Source organism: Mobiluncus curtisii ATCC 43063 (assembly GCF_000196535.1).
In the GTDB taxonomy this organism is placed as follows: Bacteria; Actinomycetota; Actinomycetes; order Actinomycetales; family Actinomycetaceae; genus Mobiluncus; species Mobiluncus curtisii.
The window spans coordinates 767,320-783,002 of sequence record NC_014246.1; the positions used below are offsets into that span (position 1 = coordinate 767,320).

Below are 15,683 nucleotides of genomic sequence, written 5' to 3' on the forward strand. Positions count from 1 at the left end.
AACTGAAACGGCGAGGTCGTGAGACCTCGCCGTTTCAGTATTACAGCCTAGGGCTTATGTCGCCTACTTCACTTCAGACTCGCGCTTGCGCCGTGCTGCCAGCAAGCCAAGCCCCGCACCCGCGGCAATCATCAGGATGGACAAGCCACCAAAGATTGCTGCCTGCGCACCGGTCCGAGCCAATGTCGGCGGTACCTTCGGATGCATCGGCGGCACGGTGGTAGCCGGAGCCACCGGGATGCTAGGCGGAGTATCCGGAGGAGTACTCGACGGAGTCGACGGCGGTTTCGTCGTCTCAGACTTCACCGGAGGAGGCGGAGGAGTCGTGGTCTTAGACTCGACCGGAGGCGTGTACGGCGGCGGCGGAGTCGGCTTCACCACGTTCACGGTCTGCGAAGCATCCTGAAGGTCTTCGTGAGCCAGAATCGGGGTGTAGGTGCCAGCCGGAGCCGTACCAGCCTCAGGCAGCTTACCAGCGTAAGCCTTTTCAAAGACCACCAGTTTCTCACCATCGGTCAAACCTGCCGTATCCTTCGCGGTCAGCGGAATCGACATCTTCCAGCTGCCGGAGCCGTCAGCCTCAGCCTTCAAGCCAGCCGCGGTCACCGGCGAACCAACGATGGAGCCATCGGACTTCTTGACCAAGGTACCGACCAAAGTGTATTCAGCACCAGCCTTCAAGCCACTGTAGGTCACCTTATCGTTCACGGTCGCACCTTCACCAGCGGTGATTGACTTGACCCCGGAGAGCTCCGCCGTGGTCTGAAGAGACAGAGCCGGACGACGCGTGATGATCTGTTTCGGATCAGCGTTGTCGCGGTGTTCCACAATCGGCTTGTCCCCGACCTTGGGCTGTCCGCCATCCTTCGTCATCTCGTAGAGGGATTCGAAGAATACCACGTCAGCATTCGGGTTAGCGTTGGCGGGAACCACCATCGGGTTGTCCTTGTCAACGACCCACTCGCTGTTATCGCCTTCCGCGGTGACCTTCGTCCACTTCACCAGCGGGTTGCCGTCAGCACCCAGCACCGGTTGGTTGTCGTTCGGGTCAGGCGTGCCGTCGACGTAGACCAGTTCGGTCTTGAGCCAGTAGTCGCGACCCTGCACCAGGTTGGTGTAGGTGACGGTATCGACCACAGCCGTATCCTCACTCGGCTTGAGCATCTTGCCATCGTCCGCGGTGCGAGCCACAGTCGCCAAGGTCGGCTTGACCAAGCTGAACTCGTTGAGAGCGGTGACGCTCACGGTGGCAGCCGGGGTAATGGTGAAGGTCTTGGTGGGACCTTCAGCAGCATCAGTCCAGCCTTCAGACTTCCACGAAACCTTCAACTTGGCTTGGGTCGGAATCTGCGCCTTGGCATCGGTTTCCGTAATGGTTATCTCCGTGCCCATCGGGAAGCCGTCGAACTTCTGGCTGACCGCCTTACTCGGATCCTTCGGGTCCACCGTCAGGTTAAAGTTACCCTCCAGGGCGGTGCCTTCCTTTGCCTTCTTGCCATCAGGCAGTTTAGCCACGTAAGTAAAGTTCCAAGTTGTCGGAATCTTACTGATTACGTCCGCAGGCAAATCTGGAGCCGGCTTGACCACCTTGTTGACCTGGAATCCACCGAAGTGAGTGGATACCTCGAGCCACTGCGTACCTGCGCCCGCACCGAGATTGTCCTCATGGTGGGAGGCAATCAAGCCCGCACCAGTCCGACCGGTCGGCAGCTTAGACAGCTCCGTGGTGAAGGTGTCCACATTCTGCGGCAGCTTGTACAGGTCTTCCCAGACGACAACCGTCTTGTGTGCCTGCGTCAGCTCGGTCGGAACCGTCATATCGACGCTCCAAGTACCACTGTGACCACCCGGTACGTAGCCGCCTTCAACGGTGACTTCGCGTACCTCAGAGGGGACGTAGTCAATCTTGTGAGCCTGACCCGCCTTGTCGTATTCAACAAAGTAGGTGTGCAACAGGTACTTGCCTGCCTGCAGGTTCTGGTACTTCACCAGGTCGGTAATCTTACCGCCGTTGCTGGACTTCTTGCCGAATTGACCGGTGGTGTTGGTGCCGATGGTGACTTCGTTGGTGAACTTGTTGTCCGCCACCACAGTCACGTTCGGCACACGGTCGGTACCGTTAGAGGTGCCACCGACCATCACGGTACCCTCGCCGTTCTTGACGGACTCAACGGTGACGCCGTTGGTCTCGGTGAACTTCACGGTGTCCTTCAAGCCGGCTTGCAGCTCAGCATGTTGGACATCCTCGGTGATGGTGCACTTGTCACCAACGGGGATACCGTCGATGGTGTGCGATCCACCTTCGTGCAAGGTAATCGTGTCAACCGAACCCTTTTGGGCGCACTTGACAGTGAACACGTAGGTCGCCTTGGCGCGTTCGACATTCGCGGTGTTCTCATCCCAACCGGTGACAGCCTTGGTCAGGGTCAAGGACCCGAACTCAGGACGGTTCACGTTGATGGACTGGGAATCGGCAGTAATCTCGTTGTGCGCAGCCACCGGCTTGTGGTTACCCTTCGGGGTCACCTTGCCGCCGTCAGCGCTCTCGTACGTGCCTTCCGCCCACAGCTGCTCGAATACGACCAGCTTGTCGCCATGCGTCTTAATATCAGCAGCCTTGACCGGGATGTCCATGCTGGTTTCGTAAACCTTGACATCCGCGCCGTACTGAGCCTTTTCGGCGTCAGTTGCCGGTTTAGCCATATCCGCAGTGACCTTTACGGTCTTGGCGTTTGCCGCCAAGGCAGGAGTCTGCGCGTTCGCATCGTAGGCATTCTTGCTATAGACCTGACCGCCCAGAGCGTAAGTCTTGCCCTCCTCGACATTCACCATACGGATTACGTCGTGGACCGTGTAGGTCTCGGGAGCCTTCTTGCCTTCCTGGTTGACGCCTTCCCAAACCTCCAGGTTCGTGTCGTCACCAACATGAGCGATGGTGCCCACGCCAGGATGCTTGACCTTTACAGTCTGGTTTTCATCGTTCGGATCCTCGTGATCCGCCACGGGCTGACCCTTCAGCAGCAACGCTTCGTAAGCAACCAACTTGTCGTTAGCCTTCAGGACGCTCAACGGTACGGTGAACTCGACCTTCGCGGCAGTCTTGTCCGCAATAGTTCCGCTCACGCGGGTAGCACCATTGGTAGCCTTCGGCGTGGTGAACTTAGCAGTTCCCACCACTCCGGTGTCGCTGACCTTACCGTCAGTGGCGATACCCATGAGCTTACCGTTGAGGGTGTACTCGGTCGCAGGCAGCAGGTTGTAGTACTCAACGAAGTCCGTCAGCTTGACGTTATCGCCTTCCCAAACGACCTTTTGACCTTGAGCGTATTGCAGCTTGGTGCCAATCCGAGGCACGTCCACGACAGTTACGGTCTGGCGCGTATCGTTAGCCTGAGCGTGCGTAGCGTCCCACTTGCTAGCGTCGGTAACGCTGGCCTTGATGGTGGCATCGTCACCGGTCACAAGGGAGGCTCGGGTCAGGTATTCGTAAGCCACCAGCTTCAGTTCGCTGCCAGCAGCCTTAGCGGCTGCCATCGGAGCCTTCAACTGGTCGGTCGTCACGTTGAACTTGATGACCTTGGTCATGTTCACGCTGTCAGCGGTGAATTTCTCCAGTCCGTCAGTTACGACCGTTTCGTTAGGCTGACCCGCGTTGTACACCAGGCGGGAAACCAGCACGTACTTCTCACCCTTGACGAGACCCTTCATCTGCACCTTATCCTGCAGATCCAGAGCCGCATCGGTCGCGATGACCTGGGAGCCGTCCTGAGTCAGGTCGGTCACCACACTCGGATGATAGTCGGTCTTTACCGTCTGGTCGGAATCCTTCGGATCCTCGTGCTTCAACGGAGGTTCGTTCGGCTTATCGTTGCGAATCAGGGTCTCGTAAGCCACGTACTTGTATCCAGGCTTCAAGATACCCTTGTCGAACGAGTTGTAACCGACCTTTTGCGTGCCGTTGGCAGCAGTCGGGGTGAAGGTGGCGGTGCCGGTGATACCGGTATCGCTGACCTTGCCGTCCAGACCGATTTCCATCAGGGTCGCGTTCAAGGTGTACTTGATACCCGGAGTCAAACCAACGTAGCTGACCGTATCAACCAGCTGGGTCGTGTCGACCGGGATGGTCGGGATGTCCGCACCAGCCACACGGTTACCGTCCGTACTCAGCACCGTCTTAATGGCGGGCTTCACGCCAGAACCAACCGTCTGTGCCGGGTCATTCGGGTCTTTGTGAGTAGACGCCGGGTTATTGGTTACCTTGTCACCGCGGTACAGAGTCTCAAACACGACTAGCTCGTCATTCTCTGCCACAGTACCGGCCGGAACCTCGAAGGTCATGAAGTCTGTCGCGGTCCAGCTAGCCTTGTCAGCCTTGAACGGCTTAGAGGTTACCTTGATACCGGTCGACTTGTTTTGAGTCTTGTTCCACAGTTCACCAGCGACTACGTAGGTTTCCCCAACCTTCATACCGGTGAAGGTCACGGTGTCCTTGACCGTCGACTTGGCGTCGGCAATCACCAGACCGCGTTCATTCTCGACGCTAGCCTTGGTGGCAAGCTTCGGAGACCAGACAGTCTGCGAGTCATCGTTGATGTCGTGGTGAATCAGGTATTCCTTGCCCTCTTGGTACACAGTCTCAAAGACCACGACCGGCTTGCCCAGAATCAAGTTAGCCGGAACCTCGAACTCGAGAAGTTCAAAGCCAGTACCGGAGGTAATAACCTTCTCGACCGGGCGGTCGGGCTGACCTTCAGCACGGTAGACCGAGCCTGCCGGACCAATGACCCGTTCGACCGGAGCCAGCCCCGGCACGGCCTGCTTGGTTTGCTTATCCATCAGCTGACCGGAGAGCAGGTAGGCCTGGGGGGTACCGTCGGCGTACTTGGCGTCCAGATTCAAACCAGAGTAGTCAACCTTGTCAACGATGGTGACGGTCTTGGTGTTATCTGCGACGTGATCGCCGTCTGCCTTATCGGTAGCGGTAGTCTCCAGAGAGCCAACTCGTACGGTCTGCGCTTCAGATGCCAAATCCTTGTGGTCTGCAACCACCACGCCCTTAGCGTCGACCAGTTCCTCAAAGACAACGAACTTCGCGCCCGCCTTTACCTGGTTAGCCGGAACCTGGAAAGTCACCTTTTGGACAGTAGCTTCGCCCTTCGTGACTTTGACGTTCTTGACTTCGCTGGTGGAGATGACGGTCTTACCGTCGGCGGACATCAGCTCGCCTTTCAGCGTGTAGGTGCCCGGTGCGGCGTTCGTAATCGTCACCTCGTCGTCAACCGTAACGGCCTTTTGGTCCTTCTTGAGTTGAACCAGCTTGCCATCGTTCACAGTCGCCACAGTGGCGAGAGACGGGTTGTAAACGACCTGCGAGTCATCGTTGATGTCATGGTGGGTAGCAACGGTTACCGTGCCATCTTGGAGGTCTTCGAACACAACCACCGGAGCGGTAGCCAAAGCAGCCTTATCCACCTCGAACTTCACGATTGCCTTTACTGCGCCCTGATCCTTTGAGGACGGAGTCTTGGCGGTGAACTTCGCGGGCGTAACCGTGACGTACTTGGCGTCAATCGGATCCCCGGTGTGAACCTGAGTGCCATCTGCCAGAGTGGCGTCGGCCTGGTAGTGCAGGGTACCGGTCACGGTGTATTCCTTACCGACCTGCAGACCTTCGTAATCGACCAAGTCGTAAATCGCGACCTTGGCGTGCGAATTGTCGAGGTTCTTATCCTTCGGATCCGCGCCCTTACCGTCCTTACCGCCGTCATAAGCGGTGGTGGTAATGGAGTTCTTTACCACGTTGATGGTCTGTGCCGGATCGTTCGGGTTGGCGTGCTTGACCACAACCTTGCCGGTGGCGGTGCCATCGTGCAGGGTTTCAAAGACCACCAGGTCCTTGCCTTCGACGATGCTCTTAGCAGCAACCGTGAACTTCATAGTCTGCTTGCCAATGATGCCCTTCGCGTCAGAGGTCACCTGTACCGGCTGCACGGTTACACCCGGCACCTTGCCGGCGTCGGTCTTGGAGCCGTCCGGGTTGGTGGTGACGTAGTGCAGTTCGCCCACCAGGGTGTAGTTGTGCTTCGGCTCGAACTTACCAGTGAACTTCACGGTATCGGTGATGACCGCATTCTCCTGACCAGGAATCATGGTCTGGTTCCCGTCGGAGTCCTTCGCGGAAGTACCCATTGAGCCGGAGTGAACCGTCTGCGCCTCATCGGTGATGTCGTGGTGGATAGCCACGGGCTTGCCGCCCTGCTTCAGGTTTTCAAAGACCACCAGGTCCTTGCCAGTCGGGGTAGGCTGACCGTTTTCGTCAACCCACAGACCCAGCTCCTTAGCCTTTTCCACGCTCATCTCAAAGGTAAGGTCCTTTTGGAACTTACCGTTCGCGTCGGCAACAACCTTGACGTCTCCGCCATTGTTGAACACACCGGTGTGTACCGGCTCGCCGTTCTGACCAGCCATCATCAACTCACCGTCGATGGTGTATTCCTTGCCCGGAATCAAGCCAGAACCGGTGACGGTATCAACAATCTTGATGGGTTGAGTCGGGTCGACGTACTTGTCGCCATCGCCGTCCTTGGCGTCAGTGGTGACACCGGGGACGTAAACGGTCTGCGCGCTATCCTTCGGATCGGCGTGCTCAGCCACCGTAGCCTTGGGGTTGCTCGGCTTCCCTGCTGCCTGGTCGAAGTCGGAGGTCTTGTAGAGTTTCTCGAACACTACATAAGACTCGCCACTCACGACCTTCACACCGGGGAAGGTGAGTTCCATCGTGCCACTGGCGGATGCACCCTTGGCGATGCTCAACGTCTGGAACGCGGTCTGGACCGGGGTCTGCGAAAGCAGCTTGCCATTGGCGCCAACCGTCATGAGTTGACCGTACATGACGTACTCGCCCGGAGCGATGGAGTTGTAGGCAACCTTATCGGTCACTACAACGCCGGAGAGTTCCTTCTTGGTCTTGGAATCCTTTACCAGCTCCGCCTTTGTCATGTCCACAGTCGCGGCGCGCGTATCGGCAGCATCGGAGACACCGTCCTTAACGCTCGCAGTCGTGCCGATGGACGGGTTGTAAACCGTCTGGTCCTCATCGGTAATCTCGGCGTGGGTCGCGACGACCACTCCGCGATCCTTGACTTCCTCAAAGGCCACAACTGTTTGGGTCTTTAGGGAGGCTACCTTGACGGTGAAGGTCAGCGTGTGGCTGCCACTTACCAGGGTGCCGGCTTTACCGGGAACAGTGAACGTCTCGGTCTTGGTCGCACCTGGATCGTTGAGCACACCAGCGTCACTTCCATCAGCAGCCTTGACATGCAAGGTACCGGTCAAGGTGTACTGCTTTCCTGCCACGAGGTTGAAGTAGTCGACCTTATCCTTGACCTTCACGGTACCGGTCGCCGCTGGTGTCACGGGCTTGTCGATTGCCGCGTTGGTCTTTAACTTCGGTGTGTACAGCTTCTGGCAGATATCCTTTACCTCCGCGTGGAAGGGCAGGTTTACTGCCTTAGACATATCCTGCAACTCAGCCGGAGTCTTGCCCGCGAGACTGTTCACATCCACATTAGCCGGCAGCATGTACTCGAACATCACATATTCGGCACCGGGAGTGAGCTGTGAAGTCTGCAGGTTGAACTCGTTGTCGACACGATTCTTTCCAAAGAAATTCTGTCCCGCGGGAACGGTAATCTTCTTGACATTGTCCACTACAGACTTGCTGGTGTCATCCGTCTGCACCAGGCGACCGTACAGGTAGTAATCCCCTGCAGGAACCTTAGTGTAGGTGAGATTATCAGTCAGTTTCTGTGTCGGAACTTCCTTTTCGTTCGTAGACAAGACTCGCGAGTCGGTGGTCCGGTCGTAGGCAACTGTGCTCATCGTCGGTGCCCACTGCGGAACAATGGATTGACCGGCGGGTAGCTTCAGCTCGGAACCGTACGCCAAACAACGTGCACATGCCTGGCTCTTGTTCATCGGGTTACCACCGTTGAACACCATGATGCCGGCGGCAATACCTTCAGGATGCTTCTTCAGTAATTCAACCGGAATGGTGAAGGAAATATCCGTGGTGAAGTCATTCGCACCTCCGGGTACCGTGACTTCCTCAGCGTAGTAATCCCAGGTTTCGCCATTTTCGCTCTCCCAGGTGAGGTAACCCTGATCGAAGCGGTTCCTGTCCCCTGCCTTGCTGGTGGAGTACAAGCGTTCCACAACGGTATAGGTCCGGTTCGCGGTGACATTCTTCAGAGTCACGGTATCGGTCAGTTTAATCCGACCGGTTTCGGAGTCGACATTAATCACCTTAATGCCGTTCTTCAGAACGCGCTTACCGTCGGCTACTGCTTCGTGGTCAGGTGCGTCCAGGACGGATTCAATGCTGGCGAAGCAATCCCACCGGTTACGCATCAACACGGAGACATCAGCTTCAGACGTTACGTCAAACGTGATGGCAGCCTGTTCTCCGTCGGAAGACATCATGTCAAAGGCGTAGTTAACCTCGCTCGCCAGGGCCTTACCACTGGCATCAGTAGCTGTAATCACAGCCTTGTGGCGCCAGCCACCGTACTGCATAGCATTCCAGTCGTTAAAGCTCTCGTCATCAAGCTCAGCGACCGTACACTTCGAGTTGTAAGGCACCATGCCAAAGTCGAGGGCATCGCCGTTTACATTCACCTGGACAGTCTTATCAACGACAGTCTTTGCACCATTCTTGCAGGTGACGTGCATATTCACGTAGTCGCGGTTCATGTAACGGTAGTACGCGCCGTACTGCTTCATATTCTCGAAGTTAGTCTGCGAGTAGTCGGTCCTGCCGTGTGCCGAGGTGGCTTCCGCAATCTTTTGCAGCTTCAGCTTGACTTCCTCATAGGACAGCTTGTTCGTAGCGGTCAGACCGGTAGTGGTACCGTTCTTGCCGATGGTGAACTTGCCGGCGGTAGAACCTTCTGCCCCGAACACAAAGTTGTTTTCAGCACCCACCGCCTGGTAGGGGGTCGGTTCTACGCCCTGCATGGTCGTAGATTCTTGCAGCGACCAGGACACTTCAGCAGCTACGCCGGTGGTGGTACCGCTCGGGGTGACCTCGCGGATAGCACACTTGGAACCGGTGGCGATATTGCCGGAAGTCCAGGTCTGACCTGCTTTGATGCTGAACTTGTTAGGAGCAGCAGCCGTCCCGACCTCGGATCCGTCCGGGGTGACACACCAGTATTCGAAGTTGTAGGTGCCGTCAGCAATCGCGGCGGTGGAATCCTTAGCGATCGCCTTTTTCACACTGAACTTGCCGTTTGCCTTGGAGTAGGTGTTGGTCACGGAGACGTCGACCACGTTATCCTTTTCGACCACGAAGTCATTCGCGGACAGGGTAGCCGAGAGGGTCGAGCCTTCCTCGGTCTTGGCACCAGCCTGGTCTTCGGTGATGTGGCACTTGTAGCCCAACGGAATGCCATCAACAATCTTGTAGCCCTTATCGGTGACTCCGGTCACCTTGCCGGCTACCTTTTGGGTGGCGTCCTGCGGGTCTGCACAGGTGTAGCTGAAGCTGTAAGACTCCTTCACCGTGATGTTCTTGGCAGCGCTGACCGACTTCATAATCTTAAACTTGCCCAGCTCGCGCTCGTAAGTGTTGATTACTTCTACGGTCCGACCCTTTTCGGCATTCAAAGTGACGGTAGCGGTCGCCTTGTCGGACAGGACGCGCTTGCCTTCCTTCATCTGCACAGTCCAGAGGTGTCCAGCCACCTTTGCACTGGGTTCAGATTCGGAGATGGTACAGGTCGCCCCGACCGGAATCTTCACACCATTCACATCGGTGGTGAACTCGGCGCTATCACCGTTCTTAAAGGTCTTGCCATCCATGATGACGTGTTCGGCGTTATCAGTCGGGTACTTACAGGTAGCCGAGAGCTTGACCGACTTATTACCTACGGTGGTGTTTTCTCCAGCCACGATGGTCTTGCTGACCACCAGCTTGGTGTCGGGCACCGTGAAGTCGTTGGTAGCGCCGACCATCAGTGCTTGGTTTTCCTGATCTACAGTGAACGCAACACCGTTAGCCTGGGTACGGGCATTGTTGTCGAAAGGCTTTACGTCCTTGCCTTCCACGGGTTCAGCAGTGCCCACGGTCCACTTGGTCGTGACCTTTTCGTTAGCCTGTGCAACCGCAGGTTTCTCCCACACGACACACTTGGTGCCGACGGGCAGATTCTCTACCGTGACCGGGTCGCTGCCGGCGCCCAAGTCGTAGCCGACGCCGTTCTTAACCTCTCCCGCCGGAGTCTGGCAGGAGTAGTTGAAATAGAACTGTTCGGTGTGGTTGCCAGCGTTGTTACCCGTGACGGCAGCCTTGTAGAACTTAAAGCCGGTCATCTTTTCGGTGTAGACGTTGGTGGCAGCAAACTGGAAAGTCTGGCTGTCAGTCACGGTCTGTTCACCGGAAGTCAGACCCTTGCCCTCCGGAACGAACGAAGTGGACACGTACTTCAACGGGTTCGCGTTCGGGTTGTTCACCAGCTTTTGGTTGGTGACGTACAGTTGCGCCTGAGGCTCTGACACAGAACACTTGGAGCCCTGGGGCACCACGATAGCTGCTGATTCTTGACCGGCGGCTACTTCAATGAATTTAGCCTTGGCTTGAGAGCCAAACGGAGTCGCCTGGGTGTAGGTCTTTCCGTCCGGGGCTTTACAGCTGTAGGTGAACTTAAAGGTGGCATCGGGGGTAAAGACTGCTCCGCCCTGGATGACCTTTTTAATGGTGAAGCTCGCCTTGTCGTATTCCAAGGTGTTCTTGGCTTCCAGCTGCAGCACCTGTGCCTTGCCATTTTGGGGCTGCGGGATGGTGAACTGCTTGTAGCTAGCGTACGCCCCGGTGCCGTTGGGCAGGTTCGTCACCCAGGAGGGGGTGACGGTGACGCCGTCAATCTGCACCGGCTTTTCCTTGATGTAGCAGGTGGTGCCGACCAAAATGTTGTCGCCAACCGTCTTGGTCTGTCCACCCCGGACTTCCAGGGTGCCGTTGGTGTGAGCCGCGTCATTACACTTGTAATCAAAAGCGAAGGTGGTTGCGGCAGCCTTGGCGTCGCCTTCTACCTTCTTGGTGAGGGCGAACTTACCGTAGTTTGCCTTTACCGTGTTTACGGCCTCAACCTTTACTGCGGCCTTACCTTCTTTGACGGTCAGCACGGCGTCAGTCGTACCCATCGGCATGGCGCCTTGGTAGGAAACCGTGCTGGTAGCCGCCTGGGTGGACGGGTCATACTCGTGAATCAAACATTCGGTGCCCACCGGGTAGGACTTCGAGGTCCAGGTCTGACCTGCCTTCAGGCTGACGGTAAATGGATCTTCCTCACCGCAGCTGATGCGGAAGGTGAACGCCGTACCCTTGAGGGGGTTCGACTCGCCCGCCTTGACGGTCTTTTGCAACGTGAACGAACCAGCCTTCTGTTCATAAACGTTCGTAGCTGTCACCAGCACGACGGCGTTCGGGTTGCGCGGAACATCAAATTCCAGGCGTTCAGAGTTGCTGACATTGTATTGCGTACCGCTCAGGTCAAAGGACAAATCCTTGAAATTGGCTTTTGCGATAGCGGGTTTCCGCGGCTCGGTGATGGTACAGGTCATACCGGCTTTAACACCCTTGACCGAGACTGCTTCTCCGTTACCTGCCACCGTCACGTCACCGGATACTGTCTTGCCAGACCTATCCGAGCATGAGTAATGCAACGCAAAGTTATCGTTGATGAGCTGACCATCGGTAAACCGGGCAATCTTTCGCAGACTGAAGGACGCATCAGCGGGCAGGTACTGGTTCATGAACGACACCTGGTTGGCAAAGTCGGCACGAATCGGACGGAGCGACACCGTGTTGGACTGAACGGGTTTAACCAAAGCGTCCGCAGCGGAAATCGTAACGTCATAGCCACTGGGAGCCGTCGGCTTCATTTCGGTCACGCTGCACCGGGCGCCAATCGGCAAATCCTTTACTTCATAGCTCCACGGATCGCCATCCGCGTCAGTCGAAGGATCCTCGGGAAGCGCGAAACTTCCGGCAATTCCCTTGTCACAACGGTAATAGAAGTTGAACTTGCCACCGTTAGCGTTCGCTGCCGTGTAGGCGTCGAACTTGCCATCACTGTTGACGTACTTAAAGACTTTAAAGCCACCGGTGGGTTCCCGATAGGTGTTGGTCACCGCCAGGTTGATGTCACCAGCGTCGCCCATCTTAAACTTGGCTTTCGAACCAATAGTCTTGCCGTTCACGTTGACCGGCGTGGGGTCAGAGACCATCTCAGCATTGCCACCGACCCAGCGCGGGGCAGTTGCCAAATCGACCGGAGCTGGAGAGTAGGTTTCCTCCACGGTGCAGATAGCGCCGGGGGTCACTTCAATCGAGCTGGCTTGGTATCCTGCCCAAGCGGGGTTTGTGTTAGCCACGCCGCCTCGAGCCGGGGCGTAGAGGGTCGCGGCAGTACCGTCGTCACAGCTGACGCGGAAGGTCACATTGCCGTCAGCCTTATCGGCTGCACCGATTGCTTCCTTTGACAGCGTCAGTTCGGCTTTGTTCTTTGCGATGAGTACAGTCTGATCAGGGTTTTCGCCAGTGTGCTTGGCAATGACGTTGAGATTACCGTAACCCTTTGTGAAAGCTGTTTCCCCACCGGCATACTTCGGGTCAGAAGTGACGAGGATTTCCTCATAATAGAACCTATCGCCCTTCTTAACCTCGGAGGCTTTCACCTCATAGGGGAACAGCCCGGTCACAGTGCCCTGATCGCTAATGTCGGCATCAGCAACCTGGGTGAGCACCTTTTTAGCGATTCCCTCGCTGACCTTCGTGAGGCTACCAATCAGGTATTTACGATTCATACCCGTGTCAGCAGGAATGTTTTCATACTTCACATCATCGGTCAGGGTGATGACTTCGTCAGCACGAGAGAACGTCGCTGTTTCCGCGCCACCGGGCACGGACTCGGCTCCGTTCACCTTTGCGGTGGTGGAAATGGCAGGCTTCGGCTGCGGAATGTAGGTCCACTTCACTTCCAGCGAACCGGACAGGTCGAGATCCTTCCTTAACACCACGACCTGAGCTTGCGTAGGTCCATTTGGATTATCAATAAAGTAAGGATCCTCAACGTTCTTAACCGAACCCGCGAAGGAAATCTTAAACGCGTTTTGGTTAGCAATCTTTAGGGTTACACCGTTTAATGCTTCCAGCAAGCTAATCCGATTATTGGGGATGGGCTTACCATCAGCATAGGTAGCACCCTGCACCGTGAGGTACACCTGGTCACCAATTATCCGACCCTCGGTTGAGTTCGGATTGTAATCGTTCAACTGGACAGTCAACAGCGAGCTACCATCATTTGCCGGCTGCAGAGACACCTGATCGAGGTGCATGGTCTCCAGAGCCTTAACCACGTTTCCATCCTGGCGATGTTGGTATGCAGTGAGGGCTTGCTGGATGAGGTCTTTCACATCGGTGACTCCCGTATCGCCCCATGACATCTGGTCAAGGTTCCAAGCACGCCCATTATCGGTAATGCCGAAAATCACCATCCAGATGGCGTTTTGATAATGACCCCAGTTCGCGCCCCTATTGTACTTGGCGTAATGCCACGCCAGGGCCTTAACGGTTTCTGCCTTTTCCGGGTTATCTTTCGCCCAGTAAATCGTGGACTTAGATGGGTCAGTGTAAACCTTGTGGTTGCCAATTTGGTAACCATAGAAAGGCTCCACACAGAAGCTTGCCTGTCCATCTACCTTAAAAGAATTCTTGGTGTCACTGGGGTACAAAGCCAGGAAATCGATCGCAGCATGATATGCCTGACCTTCATTCCGATGCTTCCGCGCCCATTGCCAGACATTGGGTTCACCTTTTGTGGCGGCAGTCCAGTTCTTAACCAAGATAAATGAACCTACGGGAACGATAGGTCCGTTATCTTCACAAGCTTTAATACCGGGGAACTTAGAGGCACTGGGATGCTTGCTGTACTGTTCCTCAAACCATGCCAACCCTTGTTTACGCAGGTTATCAAACTGCAGATTGAGGTTATCTACCATAGCTTTCTTGGTGCGAGCATCGAAAGGCTTACCATTCATAAACTGTTCCAGCTGATTCATCACATCAGCTTGGGCTTCATCAACCTGCTTGTTGAAGTTGGCAATGGCGGTGTCTTTATCGACGCTGGGATCAAACTTGAGCTTGATTTCTTTCATCGTCGGCTCAAACTTGTAGCCAAATGGGACCGCGCCAGACAAAATCGTCTTGGTGGGGGTGGGGTTCGCCGCGCGATCCTCGCCCACAGCTGCCGGGGCAGGAGATTCGGGAGACAGTTCCGGAGCTGAGGAGGGTTCCTCCGGGTTGGCAGGCAGCTGCGGAGCGTTGCCAGCACCGCTGGGCTCGGTGGAGGTACCCGAGTCCCCGGAAGGGTCTGCAGTCTTACCAAAGATACGTGCCTGAGTCGCACCCGTTTCCGTAGCTTCGCCTTCGATAGGCTCTAAGCTCAAGGTGAGAGTATCTGCGTCCTCTTCCTCAGGCTCAGCAGCGGAACGGTCGGAGGTAGCCGCGCGGCTGGCAGAGCCGGAGGGGTTAAACGGCAACGTGGCGGAGGAGCTTCCGGGGAAGATGACCCACGCGCCAAAACCCATCGGGGCGTTCTGACCTAGTGGCTTCTGAGCAATTTTGCCACGGTCAGGAGCTACCTGTTCCAAAGCATCGTAACCATCCCACCGTGGGGTGCCCTTCATATCGCCCATAGTATCAAAGCGATTGGCTTTCGTAATACATTCTTTAGGCAGGTAGTGAGCTGTGAAATCCCCGACCTGGGCGGTATCACCATAATGCGCCGCCGCTTCCTGCGGGTCTTTGGTCGAGAAGAGCTGTCCGGTATATGCCAACCGGTAGCGTACGTTACCGTTCGTGCCCATATTAAAGTTAGCATCGGGCGAAACGTTCACCGTGGGCTTTACCGAAGCCTGGGCGGTCGGTGTAGCCGCCAGGGAGGGCATGACCAAACCGCCGACTGCCCACGCCACGGCAATAGCAGAAGCTATCACCCCCGCGGTCCAGTTCCGACCCTTTTTACCTTTTTGCTTAAAGCTCACTAAGGTGGGCTTTCCCGGCTGGTTTTGCCGCGGGTCCTTGGCTATAGCACTCATGCTAAATACCTCCATATAATTAGCCATTTTTCGGTCTGAGCCCTTTTGGGGACACTACACCTGCTTATATACAGTAATTAAGAGTACCAGCTTTCCCAGCTATCTCCAAGAGTACTTCCAGGATTGTGCTGACAATCTCACTATTGCTCCAAAGTCGTTCGGTAAACCCCCGTTTTGCTTTAGGAAAACTCAGCTTAACGGCGCAAATTTCGCGAAAATTGACGATAGTTTTCAGCCCCTTTTAAGAATGTCAAGCTGAGTTTGTCACCTCCAGCGCAGGTAGAAAAACGGCAAATAAACAGTAAAAAGCGCGGTTTTCTGCAAATCTGCCCAGTAATTTTCACAAACCTGAAAGAAACCTTAAAAAAGGCACCTGAACCTGGGAGCGAGTGCCGATCCCCACCCTTTTGCCCTCTATACCGCGTCAAACGACCGACGCGTGGTTACTCCCTGGTCAAAACACCTGCGCAGTCGCACACATAACGCCTGCCCTAGCAGTACGCGAAACGAAAGCTGACATTTCC

At 55.9% G+C, this 15,683-nt stretch carries 1 protein-coding gene; it reads right to left on the reverse strand.

Features of this window, described 5'->3' with window-relative positions:
* Positions 1 to 63: 63 nt before the first annotated feature.
* Positions 64 to 15,186, reverse strand: a complete 15,123-nt coding sequence (locus HMPREF0573_RS03295) for a VaFE repeat-containing surface-anchored protein (protein ID WP_013188882.1) — start codon at positions 15,184 to 15,186, stop codon at positions 64 to 66.
* Positions 15,187 to 15,683 lie beyond the last annotated feature (497 nt).